This is a genomic window from Corynebacterium sp. HMSC075D04 (genome assembly GCF_001815635.1).
Taxonomy (GTDB): Bacteria; Actinomycetota; Actinomycetes; order Mycobacteriales; family Mycobacteriaceae; genus Corynebacterium; species Corynebacterium coyleae.
Map to the genome: position 1 here is coordinate 44,803 of NZ_KV821332.1, position 20,683 is coordinate 65,485.

Annotated in this window: 18 protein-coding genes; 14 read left to right on the forward strand and 4 right to left on the reverse strand. The window is 61.3% G+C overall.

Translation table 11 applies throughout. The features are described 5' to 3' along the window. Positions 1-84: 84 nt before the first annotated feature. The 7 genes from glf to HMPREF3048_RS04570 all read left to right on the forward strand — a co-directional run bounded on the left by glf (position 85) and on the right by HMPREF3048_RS04570 (position 7,365). A complete protein-coding gene (gene glf / locus HMPREF3048_RS04540) occupies positions 85-1,275 on the forward strand; it encodes a UDP-galactopyranose mutase (protein WP_070568868.1) in 1,191 nt (396 codons plus the stop codon). Between the two features lie 9 nt (positions 1,276-1,284). Next, a complete protein-coding gene (locus tag HMPREF3048_RS04545) occupies positions 1,285-1,521 on the forward strand; it encodes a hypothetical protein (protein ID WP_070771317.1) in 237 nt (78 codons plus the stop codon). A gap of 128 nt (positions 1,522-1,649) precedes the next feature. Next, positions 1,650-3,362: an RNA-binding domain-containing protein gene (locus tag HMPREF3048_RS04550; protein WP_070453310.1), complete on the forward strand. Its 1,713-nt coding sequence runs from the start codon at positions 1,650-1,652 to the stop codon at positions 3,360-3,362. 303 nt (positions 3,363-3,665) lie between these two features. Then, positions 3,666-4,568 carry a siderophore-interacting protein gene (locus HMPREF3048_RS04555; RefSeq protein ID WP_070771318.1) on the forward strand — a complete coding sequence of 301 codons (903 nt, stop codon included), beginning with the start codon at positions 3,666-3,668 and terminating at the stop codon, positions 4,566-4,568. Between the two features lie 12 nt (positions 4,569-4,580). After that, on the forward strand, positions 4,581-5,603 hold the full coding sequence (locus HMPREF3048_RS04560; protein ID WP_070568860.1) for a FecCD family ABC transporter permease: 1,023 nt from the start codon (positions 4,581-4,583) through the stop codon (positions 5,601-5,603). A 65-nt stretch (positions 5,604-5,668) separates the two neighbouring features. Beyond that, entirely contained in the window at positions 5,669-6,598 is a 930-nt protein-coding gene (locus HMPREF3048_RS04565; protein ID WP_244268758.1) for a FecCD family ABC transporter permease, read from the forward strand. Beyond that, positions 6,595-7,365, forward strand: coding sequence for an ABC transporter ATP-binding protein (locus HMPREF3048_RS04570; protein ID WP_070483148.1), 771 nt, complete (start codon positions 6,595-6,597; stop codon positions 7,363-7,365). Before HMPREF3048_RS04565 ends, HMPREF3048_RS04570 begins: the two co-directional genes overlap by 4 nt. A 21-nt stretch (positions 7,366-7,386) precedes the next feature. On the opposite strand, the gene HMPREF3048_RS04575 is transcribed toward HMPREF3048_RS04570, so the two are convergent. After that, entirely contained in the window at positions 7,387-8,340 is a 954-nt protein-coding gene (locus HMPREF3048_RS04575; protein ID WP_245167960.1) for an iron-siderophore ABC transporter substrate-binding protein, read from the reverse strand. A gap of 261 nt (positions 8,341-8,601) precedes the next feature. Between HMPREF3048_RS04575 and HMPREF3048_RS04580 the strand changes: the two genes are divergently transcribed. Next, complete coding sequence (locus HMPREF3048_RS04580; RefSeq protein ID WP_070771319.1) at positions 8,602-10,194, forward strand: cation:proton antiporter; 1,593 nt, start codon at positions 8,602-8,604, stop codon at positions 10,192-10,194. Positions 10,195-10,197: 3 nt separating this feature from the next. Here HMPREF3048_RS04580 and HMPREF3048_RS04585 read toward each other — a convergent pair whose 3' ends face one another. After that, entirely contained in the window at positions 10,198-10,761 is a 564-nt protein-coding gene (locus tag HMPREF3048_RS04585; protein WP_070771320.1) for a TetR/AcrR family transcriptional regulator, read from the reverse strand. Positions 10,762-10,802: 41 nt separating this feature from the next. On the opposite strand from HMPREF3048_RS04585, the gene HMPREF3048_RS04590 reads away from it, so the two are divergent. Beyond that, the gene (locus tag HMPREF3048_RS04590) at positions 10,803-12,137 is read left to right on the forward strand and encodes an ATP-binding protein (RefSeq protein ID WP_246818848.1); all 1,335 of its coding nucleotides are present in this window, start codon (positions 10,803-10,805) and stop codon (positions 12,135-12,137) included. A gap of 9 nt (positions 12,138-12,146) precedes the next feature. Here HMPREF3048_RS04590 and HMPREF3048_RS04595 read toward each other — a convergent pair whose 3' ends face one another. Together HMPREF3048_RS04595 and HMPREF3048_RS04600 are read right to left on the reverse strand one after the other, a co-directional pair. Further along, the gene (locus HMPREF3048_RS04595) at positions 12,147-12,557 is read right to left on the reverse strand and encodes a hypothetical protein (RefSeq protein WP_070771322.1); all 411 of its coding nucleotides are present in this window, start codon (positions 12,555-12,557) and stop codon (positions 12,147-12,149) included. A 10-nt stretch (positions 12,558-12,567) separates the two neighbouring features. Further along, on the reverse strand, positions 12,568-14,082 hold the full coding sequence (locus HMPREF3048_RS04600) for a SulP family inorganic anion transporter (RefSeq protein ID WP_070771323.1): 1,515 nt from the start codon (positions 14,080-14,082) through the stop codon (positions 12,568-12,570). A 173-nt stretch (positions 14,083-14,255) separates the two neighbouring features. Between HMPREF3048_RS04600 and HMPREF3048_RS04605 the strand changes: the two genes are divergently transcribed. The 5 genes from HMPREF3048_RS04605 (at position 14,256) to HMPREF3048_RS04625 (ending at position 20,568) form a co-directional block, all read left to right on the forward strand. Beyond that, positions 14,256-16,205, forward strand: coding sequence for a glycosyltransferase (locus HMPREF3048_RS04605; RefSeq protein WP_141758856.1), 1,950 nt, complete (start codon positions 14,256-14,258; stop codon positions 16,203-16,205). After that, a complete protein-coding gene (locus HMPREF3048_RS04610; RefSeq protein WP_070771324.1) occupies positions 16,195-16,713 on the forward strand; it encodes a phosphatase PAP2 family protein in 519 nt (172 codons plus the stop codon). Before HMPREF3048_RS04605 ends, HMPREF3048_RS04610 begins: the two co-directional genes overlap by 11 nt. Next, positions 16,714-17,709, forward strand: coding sequence for a decaprenyl-phosphate phosphoribosyltransferase (locus HMPREF3048_RS04615; protein ID WP_070423325.1), 996 nt, complete (start codon positions 16,714-16,716; stop codon positions 17,707-17,709). A 25-nt stretch (positions 17,710-17,734) separates the two neighbouring features. Further along, positions 17,735-19,498 carry an arabinofuranosyltransferase AftB family protein gene (locus HMPREF3048_RS04620; protein ID WP_070771325.1) on the forward strand — a complete coding sequence of 588 codons (1,764 nt, stop codon included), beginning with the start codon at positions 17,735-17,737 and terminating at the stop codon, positions 19,496-19,498. 71 nt (positions 19,499-19,569) lie between these two features. After that, positions 19,570-20,568, forward strand: coding sequence for an alpha/beta hydrolase (locus HMPREF3048_RS04625; RefSeq protein WP_070453278.1), 999 nt, complete (start codon positions 19,570-19,572; stop codon positions 20,566-20,568). Positions 20,569-20,683: the final 115 nt, after the last annotated feature.

The following is a 20,683-nucleotide window of genomic DNA, read 5'->3' on the forward strand; positions in this document are numbered from 1 at the left end:
TTAAAGTCTCAAGAAAGACTTGAGGCTTTTGTGGCGTGTCGCGGCGTGGTGTCGTCGATAAGCAACTGTGCGAAAATAGACCGCATGGCATACGACCTCATTGTTGTTGGATCAGGGTTCTTCGGCCTTACCGTGGCCGAGCAAGCGGCGAGCGAGCTGGGCAAACGCGTGCTGGTGGTGGAAAAGCGCAACCACATCGGCGGCAACGCCTACTCGGAGCAGGAGCCGGAAACTGGCATCGAGGTGCATAAATACGGCGCGCACCTCTTCCATACGTCGAACGAGCGCGTGTGGGAATACGTCAACCGCTTCACCTCGTTCACCGACTACCAGCACCGCGTGTTTGCGATGCACGACGGCACCGCCTACCAATTCCCCATGGGCCTCGGCCTGATCAATCAGTTCTTCGGCAAGTACTACTCGCCGGACGAAGCGAAGAAGCTCATCGAACAGCAGCGTGAAGGCCTCGACCCAGCCGCCGCGACCAACCTGGAAGAGCGCGGCATCGCCCTGATCGGCAAGCCGCTCTACGAGGCGTTTGTCAAGCACTACACCGCCAAGCAGTGGCAAACCGACCCGACCGACCTGCCGCCGGAGATCATCTCCCGCTTGCCAGTGCGCTACACCTTTAACAACCGCTACTTCAACGACAAGTACGAAGGCCTGCCCGTCGACGGCTACGCCGCCTGGCTGGAGAAGATGGCGGAGCATGAGCTTATCGACGTCCGCACCGACACCGACTGGTTCACCGTCCGCGACGACATCCGCGCCGAAAACCCCGACGCACCAGTGGTCTACACCGGCCCGCTCGACCAGTACTTCGACTACGCCGAAGGCCACCTCGGCTGGCGCACCCTCGACTTTGAGCAGGAAGTGCTGAACACCGGCGACTTCCAGGGCACCTCGGTGATGAACTACAACGACGCCGACGTCCCCTACACCCGCATCCACGAGTTCCGCCACTTCCACCCGGAGCGCACCGAGTACCCCACCGACAAGACCGTCATTGTCAAGGAATACTCCCGCTTCGCCGAGGGTGACGACGAGGTGTACTACCCGATTAACACCCCCGAGGACCGCGCGAAGCTCGAGGCTTATCGACGACTCGCCGCCACCGAATCCGAACAACACAACGTCCTCTTCGGCGGCCGCCTGGGCACCTACCAGTACCTGGACATGCACATGGCCATCGCGTCTGCGCTGACCCTGTTCGACAACCAGCTCCGTCCGTTCTTCGAGTCCGGCGAGCCACTGTCCCAGCCGCGCGGCCACTAGGAGGTACTTGTGAGCGCTGAGATTTTCGTTCACCCCGACTGCCCCGACTGCACGGACGTGATCGCGCAGTTCAAGGCAGACCCGCAGGTGTTCGGTGACGCCGAACTTCTCGACGTCACCAACCTGCGCAACCTCAAACGCTTCCTCACCCTGCGCGACTCGCTTGACGGGTTCGCTGACGTGCGCGCCGCCGGCAAGATCGGTGTGCCGTCCAAGGTGATCGACGGCACGACGGTCGAGTTATAAACAACCCAAAACAACTCCAAACAACTATGCTGACCTGCTCGGATGGGCTGATTTCGGGCGAGTTTTGCGGTAAGTTGTTTCGGAGTTGTTTCAAACAACTTTGAAACAACTTTTGTTATTCTGAGCCCATGCTCGATTCGGGTTTTGAGGGTGTGGAGGAAGCGCTGTCGGCAATTGAGGCCGGAGATAGCGCTGGGAGCTGGGAATCCCAGGTACTGGATTTCAAGGAAGATCCTGCTGTCCACCCGATGAACAAGAACCCCGATGCGGGGCTTGTGGAGTTTCTTGTCGACGAGGTCATTTGTTTCTCCAACGCCGACGGCGGTGTCGCCTACATCGTCCTTGGCGTCAATGACAAGAAGGCAGGCCCTGCTGCGTTCACTGGCACCGATCGCTCATGCGACTGGTTGGTGGAAAAGATTTACAGCAAGACGCAGCCTCATATTCAGGTCGAAGCTTCTGAAATCGAGCGCTGCGGCAAGCGTTTGATTGCATTGCGCATCCCACGGGGGATGGCGCTGTATCAGCGTTCCAAAGGCCAAGCCAGTAAACGTGTCGGGAAAAACTGCGTCCCTCTGGGCGAGGATGAGCGTCGCAGTATTCACCTGTCCCGTTCGAACCCTGACCTGAGCGCTACTGCGTCTCGACGAAGCCCTGAAGATCTCGATCCTAAGGCAATCGAGCAGGCTAAAGCACTCCTTGCCAACCGGAAGCATGCCTTGGGTGATGACTCTCCTGTACCCCAGACGAGTCTTGAACTCTGCAGTGAGTTGGGATTGTTTACGCCCGATGGCGCGCTGACCTTTGCGGCAGAAATTCTCTTCATGCAGCCGCTGCGCAACCGGACGGTCGTGCGACACTTGCTTCGCGACGTGCCCAGTGGCGATCCGAAAGTCACCGAGATCTCCGCACCGTTGATTACTGCATCAGAACAGCTTCGTGCGTTGATTAAGGCTCACACGTCGCAGGAAATTGCGCGAGTGCAACTCCCGAACGGGCAAGAGTTTCCCATTCCGGCGTTTCCTGCGGCTGCTGTAGACGAAATTGTTTCCAACGCATTCGCGCACCGCGACTGGGGAGCGACCACTGCAATCGTTGTTGATCAGTCTCCGACCAGTCTGACCGTTTGGTCTCCTGGTGGTCTCCCTGTCGGCGTGCCTGAGGAAAGGATTCTGACCACCCAATCGATCCCGCGTAACCCGATTCTGATGGGTGCATTGCGGCGGTTGGGCCTCGCTGAAGAGTCTTCGCGAGGCTTCGATCGCATGTGGGTCTCCATGCTCGCCAGTGGTAGACAAGCGCCTAGTCTGAATGCCGATGGACCGTTTGTGGAGGTCACGTTGCCCGCCGGAAACGTCGATTCGGCTTTTATTAAGTCGCTGTACCTGCTGCGTGCTGAGTTCGGAGAGGCGATATTCAATAGCGTAAATGGGCTCTTAGTGGCGCGTCATCTGGCGAACAACCAGATTTTGATGACGTCCACGGCGGCCCGACTCATGCAAGTCCCGGAAGCGCAGGCCCAAGAATACTTGGGGTGGTACGCAAGTCAGGGCTTCCTAGAACCTTTGCGGGATGCCCCCGAGTGGATATTGTCTGCTCGAGCACGGACGGCGTTTGAGGAAAACGGTTCCACTGTGATTGCATCCGTGACTACCGAGGACTGGATCGTTGCTCAGTTGCGCGAGGGGAAGTCCCTGAACGCTCGTGAGGTTGCGAATGAACTCGGCGTCGAGCGTGAATCAGTGAGCCGAATCCTTCGCCACCTTCGGGACCTAGGGAAAGCGAAAATCGCCGACGGGAGCCCAACGCGAGGCCCGAGTGTCCGTTGGGTTTCGGTATAAACAACTCAAAACAACTCGAAACAACTATTGTGACCTGCGTCGATGGTTTAATTTCGGGTGAGTTTTGCGAAGAGTTGTTTCGGAGTTGTTTCAAACAACTCCGCAACCGGGTGGCTAGGCGCTCGGGACCGGGGCGACGAAGGCGGACACGAGGTACCGGTTGATGTCAGGGCGGTTGATGATGCCCGCGCCCGTGCCGTCACCGGTCTTAAAGGCGACTAGCCGTTTGGCCGGCTACACGGGCGCCGGGACTGCTCACCTCAATGCTTTCCTTAGGATAGGCAAGCCTATATAGTTTGCGGGGTGAGTTTTAGACCTTTCCTTGCAACCGTCGTCCGCAGTGAACGCATTGCGCCGAGTTTCCAGCGGGTGACGTTCACCGGGGTCGACGACATGGGACCCGCCGTTCCTATCAGGGATTTGCGTATCAAGCTACTGATCCCGCCTGTCAGTGGTCTGTTCGAGCTTCCGGAAGAGGGGTGGTGGGAGACGTGGCGTGCGATGCCGGAGCATATGCGCGGACACCTGCGTACCTATTCCATTCGGGAGTTCCGGCGAAGTGCTGACAGCCCTGACGAATTGGATGTGGATTTTGTTTTGCACAGCGATAGTCCCGGTCCTGCCTCGGCGTGGGCGCAAGACGCACACCCTGGACAGCAGCTGCTGATTATTGGACCAACACGCGACGATGATTCCGGTGTTGGTATTGAATTCAACCCCGGATCTGCTGTGGTTGCCCGTCTTTACGGCGATGAAACCGCGTTGCCCGCAATAGCTCGTATCTTGGGGGATTGGCCCGAGGGGCTCACCGGTTCGGTTGATATCGAGGTGCCCGCCGGCAATTACCTGCCCATCGACTCTCCTTCACAGGTTGATATCCGTTGGCACTTTCGTGAAGAGGGTGACTTCGACTACGGAGGCTTGCTTCTTGCGCAGCTGAAACAGGAAGTTGGATCCCGTTGTGCCTCCGCTTCGTTGGAAACTGGAAAAACTGGCCTTGTGGATGAAGCCCAGCTCGATGAAGTCTGGGAGACACCCACGTATTCCAGCAGTGGTGAGTCCATAGCTTCCACGCCGGATACCGTGGGACATACCTATTACTGGATCGCTGGGAAGAATACGGCTGTGACGGCGATGCGGCGGCTTCTGGTGGGTGAGGCGGGAGTGCCTCGTCACCACGTGTCGTTCATGGGGTACTGGCGGTAACGGAGTTACAGCGTGACTAAACGTGTTGGGCTTGTCGCCCTCCTTGTGATTTCCACTGTGTGTGCAGCGCTGGTGTCGCTGTTGATCGGGGCGCGCGAAATGGGTTTCGAGGCGACGGTGAGCGCGGTTCGTGATGGACTCATGCTGGCGTTCTCGGGCGCAGACGAACAGCCTGAGGCGTCCAGCGATGAGGCGAAGATCATCGCGCAGCTCCGTGTTCCGCGCACTCTGCTTGGTCTGCTGGTGGGAGCAGCGTTGGGCACTGCGGGCGCACTGCTGCAGGGACACACCCGAAACCCGTTAGCAGACACAAACCTGCTGGGCGTCGGGCCTGGCGCGGCGCTTGCTGTGGCAGCAGCCATTTCCTTTCATGGGTCAATGACGGTATTGGGCACTGTCGGGGTGGGATTTCTCGGGGCGATACTTGCGGTAGCGCTTGTGTTCGTGCTCAGCATGAGAAGCCTGGGATCTACGCCGATCACGGTGGTGCTTGGTGGTTCCGCGTTGGGTGCGGTTTGTTCTGCGCTGACGAGCGGCATCGTACTGACGCATACGCGAAGCCTTAATGAGATGCGGTTTTGGACAGCGGGTGCTATCGCCGGACGCGATATGCAGGTGGTCACGGTCCTTGCTCCCGTGATTGTTCTTGGGCTCGTGGGCGCCTTTGCTTCAGCGAATCAGCTAAACCTCCTGAACTTGGGGGATGACGTGGCAAATGCACTTGGCGTCCGAGTTTCTATCGCGCGGACCTTGGGTATCGTCCTGGTTGCATTGCTTACTGGCGCAGCGGTGGCTGGAGCCGGACCGATCGGGTTCGTTGGCCTGGTTGTTCCGCACCTCGTGCGTAGCCTCACCGGCCCGGACTACCGCTGGGTGCTGCCGTGTTCCGCGCTGGCTGGGGCGACGTTGCTCTTGCTTGCTGACGTTATTGGTCGCGTCATCGCGCGCCCTGGAGAATTACAGGTGGGCATCACACTCGCCTTCGTTGGGGCCCCATTTGCACTGCATATCTTGCGGAAGGGGACGAAACTCTGATGCGGGTTTTTGCGATAAACACTGCTCTTGCGGTGCTGGCCCTAGCCGCTGCCCTCGGGGGCGTGATGGTTGGAGATTTCGAGCTATCGGTTCGAGACGTAGTTTCCGCTCTCATGGGCCAAACGGCAGAGTTGACCCGGACTGTAGTTCTCGAGTGGCGCCTGCCACGAGTGGTCACGGCGCTGGGGGTAGGTGCTGCGCTGGGCTTTGCCGGGGCAATTTTCCAGACCATTACAAGGAACCCACTGGCGAGTCCGGACATCTTGGGGGTCACCTCGGGTGCCTCCGCTTTCGCGTTGACCGCGCTACTCGCTGGTGGAAGTGCCGGGATGATGCTGCGTGTATTGGGCGTGCCGCTCAGTGCATTCCTCGGGGGACTGACCGTATCTGCGGCAATCTGGTGGCTGAGTCGTGGTGCTGGACTAGGGTCTTTCCAGCTTGTCTTCGCCGGCATCATCATCAATGCGCTGGCGATGGCCTACAACTCGTTCCTGCTTGTTCGTGCTGACTATCGAGATGTAGGCAAGGCGCAGGCGTGGGTGACCGGTTCGGTGGGTTCTTCTAGTTGGCACGACGCCATCGCTGTACTCATTGCACTGGCGGTCGTCATTCCACTATTGCGGTGGGTAGCCTTCAAGCTTGAGGCACTCTCTTTGGGGGAGGACACTGCTGCTGGTCTCGGGGTAGAGCCCCGGCGTACCCAGCTGATCCTCATGCTAATGGCTGTAATGCTGGCATCGATGGGCATTGCGGCATCTGGGCCGATAGCCTTCGTGGCGTTTGTCGCACCACAGATCGGACGCAAGATCACACATGCAGCAACGCCGCCATTAGGAACCGCGATGCTTACTGGCGCGGCGATCGTATCCGTCGCTGACTTGGCGGTGCGAACCCTGGTGCCGGGGAATCTGCCGGTGGGAATAGCCACAACTGCAATTGGTGGCGCAGTGCTGCTTTACACGCTGTTGCGTGCAACACGAAAGGTGTCCATATGATGCTTCAGGTCCGAAATCTTAAGGTAAGTTATGGCGCTTCCGTCATCCTCAAGGGCATTGATTTCGACGTGTCCAAAGGCGGAATCACCACAATCATCGGCCCAAACGGTTGTGGCAAGTCAACGCTGTTGCGTGCTGTGGCAGGGCTTCTTACACGTGACTGCGGCACGGTAACGCTGAACGGCGTGGACATGGCGAATCTGAAGCGCCGCGAGATTGCGCGTCAGCTTGCAGTGTTGCCACAGACTCCGGTGGCTCCCGAGGGGCTGACAGTGCATGATTTGGTTGGCCGTGGACGCCACCCACATCGATCTTGGTTGCGACAGAGCTCGGCTGAGGATTCACGTGTGGTCGATGAGGTGATGGAACTGACCAATATCACGGAGTTTGCAAACCGTCCGCTCGAGCGACTTTCTGGTGGTCAGCGTCAGCGCGCTTGGATTGCGATGGTCTTAGCTCAGGAGACTCCGCTCGTGTTCTTGGACGAGCCGACGACTTACCTAGACTTGTCTCACTCTGTCGAAGTCTTGTCGCTCGTACGTCAACTCGCCGATCAGGAGGGTAGAACCGTGCTTATGGTGCTGCATGATTTGAACCTCGCAGCACGCTATTCGGATCAACTCATCGTGATGCAGCGTGGCGAGGTGGAAGCGGTCGGTGCGCCCGCCGAGGTGCTCACCGAGTCCTTACTGGACCGTGTTTTTCATCTGCCTGCTGTCGTGGCAACAGACCCGGTAAACGGGGGGCCACTGGTTGTACCCCGGTAAGCACCACTTCTGCCTGGTGTTCTAGAGCTGCTTTTTGAATTGATCGATTGCGTACGGGATCGTGAGGGGGTTCGGCATGCTCATTGCGTTGGCGGTATCTGTGTCTAACCAGTAGACCCCGCCACGCTTATTCACATCGAGGTCCATGAAGGTGGCGTCGTTCTTCAGAGCATCGATTGCGCCGTAGTAGTCCAGCACGAAGAGGTAATCCACGTCGTTGAAGTCGGCGTAGTTCTCGGGGGACCAGTCAAGGAAGAAGCTGGAGCCATCGCCGTTGAACTTCTCCGGGATCTTGAACCCTAGTTTTTCGATGAAGGAGCCGCGGCCGTCGCCCGAGGTGTAGACGCCAAACTTTCCGTCGTAAGGCATGCCGATTACCGCTGTTTTGCCTTGCAACTCGGGGTGCGCTTCACGGAAATCCTGGAAGGCCTTCTCGGAGTCGGCGATGAGCTTTTCGCCTTCGGCCTCCTTATTCAACGCCTTGGAGATTTCCTTAATCTGTTCGTCCCATGGCACCTGCCAATCTTGGTACTCATCCGAGTGGAAGGTGGTTGGTGCAATCTGCTCGAGTAATGCCCTCTTATCGGCTTCGAGGCCGCTATTCACTGCAATGATCTTTGTCGGGTTGAGCGAGGCAACTTGTTCGGCAGTGTCAGTACTGAACTCGGTGGTCGTGTCCCGGAGCGGGTTTGGTTCGACTGTGAGCTTGTCCTTGGCCCACGGTCCAAGTCCGGAAGGGTCCCCCGTACCTTCCTGTTGCCAGGTGGCGTAACCAACCGGTTGTTCGCCCAGGGCAAGAACCGTATCGACGTCGCCGAGGCCCATTGTCACAATGCGCTCCTCTGACCCGTTGGCATCGGAAGTTTCGGGAGCGGTTGTTGAATCGCTTGATCCGCTGGAGCAGCTGGCAAGCATGAGCGCCGCAGTGAACGTGGCTGCGATCCCCTTCAGGGCGCGAGAGGTAAAGAGTGCCAAGGTTGCACCTTTCGTAGGTGGTCAAAAAGTTTCACGTTAGGTCTCCCTGACCTAACGTGATTACTCTAAGGCATGCCTTGCCTAAGTGACAATCCTTGTCTGGGCGCTCGGGACCGGGGCGACGAACGTCGAGACGAGGTACCGGTTGATGTCGGAGTCGCCGATGACATCCAACACGTCGCCGGCGGAAGCCGATATCGGATTTCTGTGAATTCAGCAGATGGGCGAGGAACCAGCGTCAGCGTCGTAAGCTGAGCCAGCGTGGGAACGTTTATTGCGCTAATCGGATTGTTGCTGGCCACCGTCATTGTCGCTGCGGTTGGTGAGCGCACGGGCATTCCGTGGCCGGCGCTGCTGACCATCGTGGTGGCGCCGGTGATTTTCATTCCAGGCATTGACACGGTGTCCATTGACACACACCTGATCTTGCCGATCTTCCTGCCGCCACTGCTGTGGTCGCTGGCCAGGCGCACGAGTTGGGGTCAGATCGGCTCGCAGCTCAACGTGGTGCTGACCATGTCGGTCATCCTGGTGTTCCTTACTATCGCGGCGCTGACGGCGACGGCGATGTGGATCCTGCCGGGTGTGAGTCTGGCTACCGCGATGGTGTTGGCGGCGGCGATCGCCCCGCCGGACCCAGTCGCGGTCGACGCGGTGGCGGGACCGGCTGGCATTCCGAAGCGCATCACCGGAACGTTGCAGACGGAGGGGCTGTTTAACGACGCCGCCTCGATTGTCACCTTCAACATCGCCATGGCTGCGGTGATTGCAGAGGGTGAAGTGGACTTCACCAAGGGATTCGTTGAGTTCCTTTATGCCGCGGCGGTTGCTGTGGTGGTGGGGTTGATCGTCGGCAGGCTAGCTGCGCTGTTTGCAAACTCCGTGCCAGATTCCGTGATCCGTACCGCGTTTACATGGGTGCTGCCGTTCGCCATCTATGCGGGTTGTGAGGCGATCCATGCTTCGGGCGTGATCGCGATCGTGATCGCCGCGGTGGAGTTGTCGTCGCGCTCCACGATGACAGCGGAGGACCGCCTGACCGGTCACTCGTTCTGGGAAACAGTGGAGCTGCTGTTCACGGGCGTGGCGTTCGGGTTGATCGGCATGAGCGTGCGTGATGCTATCGACACCGCCGGCACCTACATTTGGCCCGCCGTACAAGTCGGCGTGGTGCTCTCCGTCGTCGCATTTGTGGTGCGTCTGGCCTGGATGTGGGTGCTGTACAAGTTGAACGTGCGCAAGGGTCGCACGCACGTGTCGCCACTGCGCCTGCAGGAGGTGCTCCTGATGGCGTGGTCTGGCATGCGCGGTTTGGTCACGTTGGCGCTGGTGTTGGCTATCCCGCCGTCGGCAACCGAGTACCACCACGAACTGTCCGTCATTGCGTTGACGGTGCTGACCTGCACGATGGTGATCCCCGGCCTCATGCTGCCATGGCTGGTGCGGAAGATGGACCTGCAAAAAGGCCCAGAAGCAGACCGGGCAATTGAAGAATTGAACCAGCGGGCGTACGCGGCGGCGCACAAGGCGGTGCGCGAACACGGCGAGGAGCATGCGCCGGAGGCGTACACGATGGTGCAGGAGTGGTTGAACTCGATTACGGAGCAGCGCCTGCAGGATCCGGAAAGCACTGACGAGCGCATGGCAGCTTTCGAGCGCGCTCGCGAAAGCGCGGTTGAAATGCAGAAGGTTGCGCTTAAGGCGGCGAGCTCCGAGTTGCACCGGGCGCGCAGGGAGCGCCAGTACAACCCGGCGGATGTGGACGCGGTGCAGGCTGACCTGGACCGTCTTATCGTGGCCAGCAAGCGCAACGTGCTCGCACGCCCAAGCCAGATGGTGAAGTGGGAGTCCTAGTTGCTAATCGACGACCACATCCGCCATCGCATATAACGTCTCCCGCGCCGCCTTGAACGCCTCCGGTGTGGCGGCGAACTCGGCTGCACGCGCAATGGCGGAGTTGAGCAGCGCGATATCCACGGCTGATACGCCAGGGCAAAAGTCCGCCACGATGGTGCGGAATCCGGCGTGGGAGCGTTGCACGTTGTCGTCGGCAAACGCCTCCGGGAAGTTCTTCGCCGCCGCCATGAGTGGGCCGTGGCCACCATGCGCGAAGAGGTCCAGGGTGGCGTCCACGTAGGCACGCATGCGCTGGTGGGGTTCCGGAGGGGCGTTTTTAATCTTGGCCTCGAGTTCGGCGTTCCACTCGTCGGTGGCCGCGATGAGGAGCTGGACCAGCAGGTCGTGTTGGGATTTTGCATACCGGTACACGCTGGGTCGCGCGAGACCGACCGCGGCAGCCACCTCCGCCAGGGTGGGCACCTTGCCGTGGTTTTCGACGATGAGGCGCTCGGCGGTGTCAAGCACCGCGCGGTGTTGTACGGCGCGGTGCTCGGCGACGGTGTCCTCAGTAATCTTCGGCATGCCCCTGAGTCTACGGAGTGGTTATTTCGTTTCGGTGAGACATGTTTCCGCCGACTATCTCGCAGAATTTCAAAGTGCGGAACGAAATCGTTTCAGAATGTCGAACAAAACTGTTTCAAAGTGTCGAATATGCTGGTGGGAGGTATAGTTTTGGCATGTCAAACTCATACATTCCAAGGCTTGCGGATGGCCAACTCGAAAGCGCTCTTCGTCGCCAAGGTGGAGTGCTCATTCAAGGGCCGAAGGGCTGCGGGAAAACGGAAACCGCGAGCCGGCAGGCCGGGAGTGTCTTGAATGTTGAAACTGATCCGAGCGTCCCGCTGGCGATGGCGACCGATCCACGTGTACTGCTCGAAGGTGGCACCCCTCGCCTCGTCGACGAGTGGCAATTGCAACCGCGTCTTTGGGATTTTGCGCGGCACGAGATTGATTCTCGTAAGGCGAAGGGACAGTTCATCTTCACGGGTTCCACCGCTCCGGGAGTGGACGCAACCCGCCACTCTGGTGCTGGAAGATTTGCGCGCCTAACGATGTCGACGATGACCCTGTTCGAGTCGGGAGAGTCAGAAGGTTCTGCATCCCTCAGCAAGATTGCTGCGGGCAATGCGCCTCAGTTTGCAACTCCTGCCTTGACGCTGACTGAGCTTGCTGAGCGAATGTGTCGCGGAGGCCTTCCTTACAACGCGGACCTTTCCTTGGATGACGCGATAGAGAACGTCCGTGATTACGTGCAGACGGTCGCCGATGTGGATATCCACACTGTGGGTGAAGTCTCGCGAGACTCGGAGCGTGTGCGCAGAATGATGCAGTCCATCTCTCGCGCGGTTGCTACAGAAATTGATCTGCAAACAATTGCGACTGATATCGACATGCATCGTGAAACCGCACGTGATTATCTCGATGCGTTATCGCGGATCTTTATTTCGGTGGATCAGCCAGCGTGGTCTACGCACCTTCGGTCGAAAGCAACCTTGCGCAAGTCACCCAAGCGTCACCTCGCGGACCCGTCCTTTGCGATGGCTGCGCTTGAGCGCGGTCCTCAGCAACTGTTGCAGGATCCGCGTTACTTTGGGCAGCTTTTCGAGTCGCTCGTTTTCCACGAGCTTCGAGCGCTGACTGGCAAGACGGTGTACCACGCTCGGCTAAACACGAAGCTTGAGGTTGATGCGGTGGTGAACTACGAAGGCGTCGACATCCTGGTTGAGGTCAAGCTTGGGTACACGCCGGAAATTCTCGATCACGCGGCAGACACCCTTAAGAGGTTTGACGAACAGCTTGAACAGGACACCGTGTTGCTCGTTGTCACCTCTGGTGGGCCTGCACACCGTCGAGCGGACGGTGTGGTGGTTGTGCCGATCGGGGCGCTAGGCCCGTAGCCGAACCACTTACCGCCCGTCGCCGAACTCGCGCTTGAAGTTGTCGTCCCAGTCCACGTCGGGTTGGGAGTCGAAGTAGTGCTGCTCCAGGTTGGGTGCGTCGTTGCTGCCTTGAACTCCCATGATCAGGAACACGGCACCGGCGATGGCGCCGAAGATGCCAACGAACACGGCGGTTGCGCCGGAAAGGAACGAAAAGGACAGCACGCAGATGGCGATGAGGATTGCGCCGATGGTGTAGTTGCGGGCGGGTGTGCCGGGGGTGCGGTGTTCATTGGGGGCGCCGAGTGGCGTGCGTTCAACCGAGCTTCCCCCGAGAAATCCGCCACCCTGTCCGCCGCCAGTTCCACTCCGGTCTCCAGATCCCCCGATGGGGAGGCCGTCGGCGTCGTAGTCGCCGTTGTAGTTGTAAGGCTTCATGGCGAAGAGCCTACGGGAGTTGGCCGGTGAGGCGGTCGAGTCGGGCTTTGCTGGGGCCGTCGAGGCCAGTGATGGTGACGGTTTTGCCGCGGTTGTGGAACTTCTGGGTGATGGAGTCGAGGGTGGCCACGGTGGAGGCGTCCCAGATTTCGGCGTGGCTGAGATCGATGATGATGTGGTCGGCGTCGTCGGCGTAGTCGAAGGCGTAGACCAGGTCGTTGCTGGATGCCCAGAAGAGTTGGCCGTGGATGCGGTAGGTGCGGGTGTCGATGCGGCCGTCGCCATCAGTGTCGAGCTCCGCCACCTTTTCTACCGACGCGAGGTGGGCGACGCGGCGGGCAAACATGATCATGGCGGTGACCACGCCGAGCACCACTCCGACGGCGAGGTTGCTGGTGATCAAGGTGGCGGCAACGGTGACCATCATGACGATGGTTTCGGACACCGGCATGAGTTTGAGGGTGCGCGGGTGGATGGAGTGCCAGTCGATCGTGCCAAGGGAGACGACGATCATGATGGCGACGAGCGCGGCCATCGGGATGATGCCCACAACATCGCCGAACGCCAGCAGGAGAACCAGCAGGAACACGCCTGCGAGCAGGGTGGACAGGCGGGTGCGGGCGCCGGCTTCGCGGGAGTTGATCAGGGTTTGGCCGATCATGGCGCAGCCACCCATGCCGCCGAAGAGGCCGGTGACGATGTTGGCCACGCCCTGGCCCCAGGATTCGCGGGTTTTGTCGGAGTGGGTGTCGGTGATGTCGTCGACAAGTTTTGCGGTCATGAGCGATTCCAACAGGCCCACGATTGCCATAGCCAGCGCGTACGGCGCGATGATCTGGAACGTCTCCCACGTCAGCGGCACATGCGGGATCATCATGGCGGGGAAGGAGCGGGGTAGTTCGCCCATGTCGGAGACGGTGGGCACGGTGATGCCAGCGATGACGACCACGGTGGTCAGCACCGCGATGGTAACCAGCGGGGCGGGGACCGCGTTGGTGATTTTCGGCCAGAACACCATGATGAGCAGGCCGGCGGCGGTGAGCGCGTAGACGGGCCAGGCGACGTCGATAAGGTGCTGCATCTGCGCAGCGAAGATGAGGATGCCGAGGGCGTTGACAAAACCAACCATGACCGAACGCGGGATGAAGCGCTGCAGTTTCGCCACGCCGAGTGCCGCCAGGATGATTTGGAACACGCCGGCAAGCAGCACGGTGGCGATGAAGTAGTCCATGCCGTACTCGCGCGAGACGGGTGCGATGACGAGGGCGACTGCGCCGGTTGCGGCGGAGATCATCGCCGGCCGCCCGCCGGTAAACGCGATGGTCACAGCCATGGTGACGGAGGCGAACAGGCCGACGGCGGGGTCGACGCCGGCGAGGATGGAAAAGGCGATGGCCTCGGGGATCAGGGCGAGTGCGACGGTGAGCCCGGCAAGTACTTCACGACGAAGCCGCGTCCCCGAAGAAAACGCATAACGAAACGACGCAACCACCCCGGTCGGGGCGTGCTCGAGAGATACAGACATGCCTGTGCTTTCCGTTCGCTTTCCGTTCGCTTTCCGTTCAAAAACGTTGTGACAACCGTGGCAACCGTAGCCCACGGCGCCGACATCGGCCGACACCCCGCGAGCCACAGCGGGAGATTCGGCGCCCAGCGATTACGCTTAACTCCGACTGCCCACAATAGAAAGTGAGAGCTGTGGAAACGAGCAACAACCTCGCGGTAGACACGCTTGCGCGTGTGCTGATGCCGAAGAAGGGCGAGCCGCACGACGTGCGTATGCTGTACCTGATCGAGCAGGAGCAGAACAAGCAGCGTCTGCGCTGGTCGGACCGGACGAGTTTTGAGGTTCCGGCGGGCAACGAGGTTTCCTTCGAGACCTACTTCAATGCGTTCCCGGCGAGCTATTGGCGCCGCTGGTCGCAGCTGGACACCGTCGTCCTGGCGATGACGGTTCAGGGCCGCGCGACGATTTCGGTGTACCGCTCGAAGTACGACGGCACCCGCATCAGCGTGACCAATGCGGACGCGACCGGCTACACGGAGATCCCGCTGAAACTCAGCAATTTCGAGGACGGCGGCTGGCTGTGGTTCGACATCACCGCCGAAGAGGACACGCGCATCAGCGATGCGGCGTGGTGCTCCCCGCAGGAGCCGCAAGAGCAAGTGCTTGACGACGGCACCGTGGTCCCACCCCAACCCAAACAGGTCGCCGTTGGCATCCCCACGTTTAACCGTCCCCGGGATGCGGTCAACGCGTTGCATGCGTTGGCTGAGGACCCGTACGTGGAGGCGTCGATTAGCAATGTGCTTATGCCCGACCAGGGCAACCAGCACCCGGCGGACGAGCCGGACTTCGCCGAGGCCGAAGCGAATCTTGGTGGAAAATTGAAAATTTTCCAGCAGGGCAACCTGGGCGGCTCCGGCGGCTACTCGCGCATCATGTACGAGGCGCTCAACAGCACCGACGCTCCGTTCATCCTGTACATGGACGACGATATCGCCATCGAGCCGGACTCCATCGTGCGCTCCGTGCAGGCCGCACGCTACGCCAAGCAGCCGATCCTGGTCGGCGGCCAGATGCTGAACCTGCAGGACCGGAGCCAGCTGCGCACCACCGGCGAGACCGTCGACCCGAACATCTTCATGTTCTCTGCAGCCAAGCACGCCGTGTACGACCACGACTTTGCCAAGTACCCACTCGGCTACGTGGGCACTGAGGAAGAGGATCTGGATCCGCGTAAGACCACCTCGCGTCCGCTGCACCGCCGCATCGACGTGGACTACAACGGCTGGTGGATGAACCTGTTCCCGCGCGTCGTCGCAGAGAAGATGGGCCTGCCGCTGCCCCTGTTTATTAAGTGGGACGACAACGAGTACGCCCTGCGCGCCAAGGAAGCGGGCTTCCCAACCGTCACCTGGCCGGGCGTTGCCATCTGGCACATGGCCTGGGCCGACAAGGACGACGCCATCGATTGGCAGGCCTACTTCCACATGCGCAACCGCCTCATCGTCGCCTCCATCTACGGGCCGGACAACCCCGAGGCGATGCTGAAGAACATGCAAAAGTCCACCGCGAAGCACTACTTCTGCATGGAGTACTCCACCATCGCGATCCAAAACGAGGCAATGCGTGACTTCCTGGCAGGCCCGGACCAACTCTTCGACATCCTCGAATCCTCGTTGCCGCGCATCCAGAAGATCCGCAGCGAGTACTCCGACGCGCAGGTCCTGCCGTCCGCGACCGAACTGCCCGCACCCACCGGCGCGCCGGGTGTGCCGACCAACAAAATGGGCGGCCGCCTGGCCAAGGTGAAGAAGATCCCGTGGGCCGTCAAGGCGCTGCTGCACCTGCGTAAGGACGAAGACCGCGCCCACTGGGATGCCCCGCAGTTGAACCTCACCGCGGAGGAAGCCCGCTGGTACACCCTGGCACGCGTGGACTCGGCAACCGTGTCCACCGCCGGCGGCACCGGCGTGGCCTTCCGCAAGCGCGACAAGGCCCTCGCCGACAAACTCGTCGAGGAACAAAAGCAGCTGCGCGCCGACATCAAGCAGCGCTGGCCGGAACTCAAGCGCATCTACCGCGACGCGCGCGAAGACCTGACCAGCCACGACAACTGGGGGAAGGTGTTCGATGCCCAGTAAGGAAACAGACCTGCTCGTCGCCATCCAGGACGTGCTGTATTCTCCCGCCACCGCCAAAGGCGCCCGTGTGCTCTCATACTTCGGTGAGCACGACCTCGGATGGATGGGTGTTGCGATGGCTGGCGCCATCGCAACGAGCATTGGGGACGTCGATAAGCAACGGCGCTCCAAGTGGCTCGCACTCGGCGTTGGCACCTTCGCCGCGCACGCTGCAACCGTGGTGCTCAAACGCATCGTGCGACGCCCACGCCCGAACGACCCGCGGGTGAAGATCGGGGTGGGAACGCCCTCGCAACTGTCGTTCCCGTCCTCGCACGCCGCGAACACGGGCGCCGCCGCCGCGCACCTGGCTAACATCACCGGCAAGAAGTGGCCGTGGCTGCTGGTGCCTGTGATGATGCTGTCGCGTAACGTGCTCGGCGTCCATTACCCGACCGACACCCTCGCCGGCGCACTGCTCGGCGCGGGGACGGCGAAGGCCGTGATTGAAGCGGAGAAGAGGATTTAAGTGGCACACACGCAAGAACCTATCGACGAGCCGCTGCTGAAGTCTGAACCCCACACCTCAGGTGTGGACCAGGTGATGAAGAAAACCCCACCGAAGAACCTCGTCGACGCGATGATCAAGGGGCTGCGCCCCAAGCAGTGGGTGAAAAACGTCCTCGTGCTGGCGGCACCGTTGGCTGCCGGCGCGGAAGCGTTCACCCGCCACACCGTGGTGGACATCCTGCTGGCGTTCATCGTGTTTTGCTTCGGTGCGTCCTCGATCTACCTGATCAACGACGCCCGCGACGTCGAATCGGACCGCCGCCACCCGACGAAGCGTTTCCGCCCGATCGCCTCCGGCATGCTGCCGATCAACCTGGCATACATCATGGCGGCGGTGCTCATCGCCGCAGCGCTTGGCCTGTCGCTGCTGGCCACCGACGGCGCTGCACTGGCATGGGTCATCGGTATTTATATTGCGCTGCAGCTGGGCTACTGCTTCGGCTGGAAGCACATCCCGGTGATTGACATCGCCCTGGTATCCTCCGGCTTCATGCTGCGCACCATGGCCGGCGGTGTCGCTGCCGACATCGAGCTGTCGCAGTGGTTCCTGCTGGTCGCCGCGTTCGGTTCCTTGTTCATGGCTTCCGGCAAGCGCTATGCAGAACTGCTGCTGGTCAAGGAAACCGGCGCGGAGATCCGCCGCTCGCTGCAGGGCTACACCGAAACCTACCTGCGCTTCGTCTGGACCCTGTCCGCCACCGCCGTGGTCATGTCCTACGCACTGTGGGGCTTCCAGCTTTCCAACTCCGTCGAGGGCACCGCCGCCATCTGGTACCAGGTGTCCATGGTGCCGTTCGTGATCGCGATCCTGCGCTACGCCTCCGTCGTCGACGGTGGTCAGGGTGGTGCACCCGACGAGATCGCCCTCGAGGACCGAGTGCTGCAGCTTCTCGCCGCAGCTTGGATCTTCTGCATCGTCATGGCCGTCTATGTCGTACCAAACTTAGGTTGGTAGGACAAAACGCAGTAACATCTGCGCAATGACCAAAAACGCCCGTATCTCCGCGCTCGCCGCAGCCGTGGTGGCGGGCGTTGCCGCATTCTGGGGCGGTTGGACCCGCCGCTGGATGTCCGACGACGGCCTGATCGTCCTGCGCACCGTGCGCAACCTGCTGGCCGGCAACGGTCCCGTGTTCAACGCCGGCGAGCGCGTCGAGGCCAACACCTCCACCCTGTGGCAGTACCTGATCACGCTGTTCGGGTGGCTCACGGATGCCCGTCTGGAAAGCATCGCCATGTGGCTGGCGCTGCTGTGCACCGCCGCAGCAGCCGCCACCGCCGCGTACGCCTCCGGCACATTCTGGGGCAGGGTCGGCCCCGTCATCCCGTTCGGCATCATCATCTATATTGCGCTGCCGCCCGCGCGCGACTTTGCCACCTCCGGGCTCGAGTGGGGCATGTCGCTGCTGTGGATCGCCATCTGGTGGGCGGCACTCGTCGCCTGGGCCGAGGACCCGGTCAAGCGCCGCGCGCCCTACGCCGGCTACTTCCTCGCGTTCTGGTCCGGCCTGTCCTGGCTGGTCCGCCCCGAACTCGCGCTCTACGGCGGGGTGGCAGGCATCATGCTCATCGCGTTTAGCCCCCGCAAAACGCTAGGCATCCTCGCCGTAGCGCTGCCGGTGCCCGCCGGCTACCAACTGTTCCGCATGGGCTACTACGGCCTGATCACCCCGCACACCGCGGTGGCCAAGTCCGCCAGCGGCTCTGAATGGGCCCGCGGCTGGGAGTACTTCGCCGACTTCTTCGGCTACTACTGGCTGGCCCTGCCTCTCCTCGGCGCTGCTGCGGTGGCGGTGTGGTTGTTGTGGGGTGCGAGGGGGCGTCGATTAGCAATTGTGTGTTTGACCACCGGCGTTGCACTCGCGCACATGCTGTACGTACTGCGCGTCGGCGGCGACTTCATGCACGGCCGCATGTGGCTGCTGCCCCTGTTCGCGCTGCTGCTGCCGGTGATGGCGGTGCCGTACACCAAGGTCACCGCCGCCGTCGGTACCGCGCTGGTCGTGTGGGCCAGCGTGATCGTCCTGCGCGCGCATCCCATCGACTGGGAGCCGTACAACAACGGCGAAAAGGAACTCGGCATTGTCGACGAGCGCGACTTCTGGACCATGGCCGTCGGCCGCGACGCCGGCGACCCACCCCTGTACGCCGAAGACTTCCTCGGCTCGAAACTCATGGGGGACTGGAACGAGGCCATCGAGCAAGGCCTCGACGAGGACGCCGCCCAGATCAGCCTCGCTATCGTCACCGCCGAGCCGGAGCGCTACAAGTGGTTTGTGCGCGAGCGCCAGCCCGACGCAACCGACCAGCGCGATCTGGAGCTGACCGCCTACATGGTCAACCTTGGCATGACCAGCATGAACTCGCCGCTGAACACGCGCATCCTGGACACGGTCGGTCTGGCCACCCCGATTGCCGCGCGCATGCCGCGGGTGCCGGACGGGCGCATCGGCCACGACAAGGAACTGGGCCTGGAGTGGCAGGTGGCGGACACGGATGCGGATCTGGACAAGTTGCCGCAGTTCGTCGATAGGCAAAAAGCGCAGGACGCGCGCGAAGCATTGCGTAGCGACGACATCGCCGACCTGCTGGCCACCTCCCGCGAACCCATGAGCTGGGACCGCTTCTGGGCCAACGTCCGCTACTCGTTGGGCCCGGGCCGCACGCTCACGCTTGACGACGACCCCACGCACTACCTCAGTCACACCAGCCCCACCCGACAAATCGCCTGGCCGACCGAGTGAATAGCGGACTATGTTTCGGGTTGGTAACGTGAACGTGTCTTTTGCCTGAAAACACGTCTCGAGGGGAATGCATGAACACTCGAACCTCCGTGCGCCGCAAACTCACCGCGGTGCTGGTCGCGATCCTCAGCGCGATCTCCATCGTGAGCGCGCCACAGGCCGCCGCGGCCAACCGTGACTGGCTGCGCCCCGGCTGCACCTGGGACCGGGTCGGCTACTGGGTCCAGCGCTGCAACGTGTGGTCGGCCGCAATGAACCGCCACATCCCGGTACAGATCCAGCCCGCACAGCGCGGCGGCAACGCGGGCCTGTACATGCTGGATGGCCTGCGTGCGACGGAGCGCACCAACGCGTGGCTCAACGACGTCAACGCGGCACGCACCTTTGTTAACCACAACATCACCCTCGTGCTGCCGGTGGGTGGACAGTCGTCGTTCTACACCGACTGGAACGCCCCGGCGACCTACGACTTCAACAACCCGGTGACCTACAAGTGGGACACGTTCCTGACCAAGGAGCTGCCGCCGTACCTGCAGCAGCACTTCGGCGTGTCGCCGACGAACAACTCCATCCTCGGCCTGTCCATGGGTGGCACCGCCGCGGTCAACCTGGCTGCGCTGCACCCGAACCAGTTCCGTCAGGTGCTGTCCTACTCGGGCTACCTGGCCACCACCATCCCGGGTGGTCAGACCGCGCTGCGCGCCGCGCTTCTCGACGGCGGCATGTACAACGTCAACGCCATGTGGGGCTCCTCGCTGAACCCGCGCCGCTTTGAAAACGATCCGTTCCTGAACATGGGCAACCTGCGCGGCAAGGACGTGTACGTCTCCGCAGGCTCCGCCGTGCCGGGCCCGGCCGACGAGAAGTACCTGCCGCAGCACCGCGCCTCCGGCATCGCGCTCGAGGGCGTTGCCAACGCGACGACGCGCGCCTGGTCCGCCAAGGCCACCGTGACCGGCGTGAAGCACACTGCCGTGTTCACCCCGACCGGCCTGCACAACTGGGATCAGTTTGGCAGCCAGCTCGAGGCCACCAAGCCGCGCATCCTGAATGTGATGAACGCCTGGTAGTTCCCGGATTTCCGGCCAGGTGAGGGCGCGTGCGGATGTGTTCCGCACGCGCCTTTTGTTGTTTGTAGAGGTGTTTGCGGAAGTGTTTGCAGTAACGCCCCGCGTGTCGCGCTCG

Coding starts and splice junctions, on each gene's coding strand:
- glf (WP_070568868.1), top strand. CDS start 85: ATGGCATACGACCTCATTGTTGTTGGATCAGGGTTCTTCGGCCTTACC.
- HMPREF3048_RS04550 (WP_070453310.1), top strand. CDS start 1,650: ATGCTCGATTCGGGTTTTGAGGGTGTGGAGGAAGCGCTGTCGGCAATT.
- HMPREF3048_RS04565 (WP_244268758.1), top strand. CDS start 5,669: ATGGTTGGAGATTTCGAGCTATCGGTTCGAGACGTAGTTTCCGCTCTC.
- HMPREF3048_RS04570 (WP_070483148.1), top strand. CDS start 6,595: ATGATGCTTCAGGTCCGAAATCTTAAGGTAAGTTATGGCGCTTCCGTC.
- HMPREF3048_RS04585 (WP_070771320.1), bottom strand. CDS start 10,761: ATGCCGAAGATTACTGAGGACACCGTCGCCGAGCACCGCGCCGTACAA.
- HMPREF3048_RS04590 (WP_246818848.1), top strand. CDS start 10,803: ATGTTTCCGCCGACTATCTCGCAGAATTTCAAAGTGCGGAACGAAATC.
- HMPREF3048_RS04595 (WP_070771322.1), bottom strand. CDS start 12,557: ATGAAGCCTTACAACTACAACGGCGACTACGACGCCGACGGCCTCCCC.
- HMPREF3048_RS04600 (WP_070771323.1), bottom strand. CDS start 14,082: ATGTCTGTATCTCTCGAGCACGCCCCGACCGGGGTGGTTGCGTCGTTT.
- HMPREF3048_RS04610 (WP_070771324.1), top strand. CDS start 16,195: ATGCCCAGTAAGGAAACAGACCTGCTCGTCGCCATCCAGGACGTGCTG.
- HMPREF3048_RS04620 (WP_070771325.1), top strand. CDS start 17,735: ATGACCAAAAACGCCCGTATCTCCGCGCTCGCCGCAGCCGTGGTGGCG.
- HMPREF3048_RS04625 (WP_070453278.1), top strand. CDS start 19,570: ATGAACACTCGAACCTCCGTGCGCCGCAAACTCACCGCGGTGCTGGTC.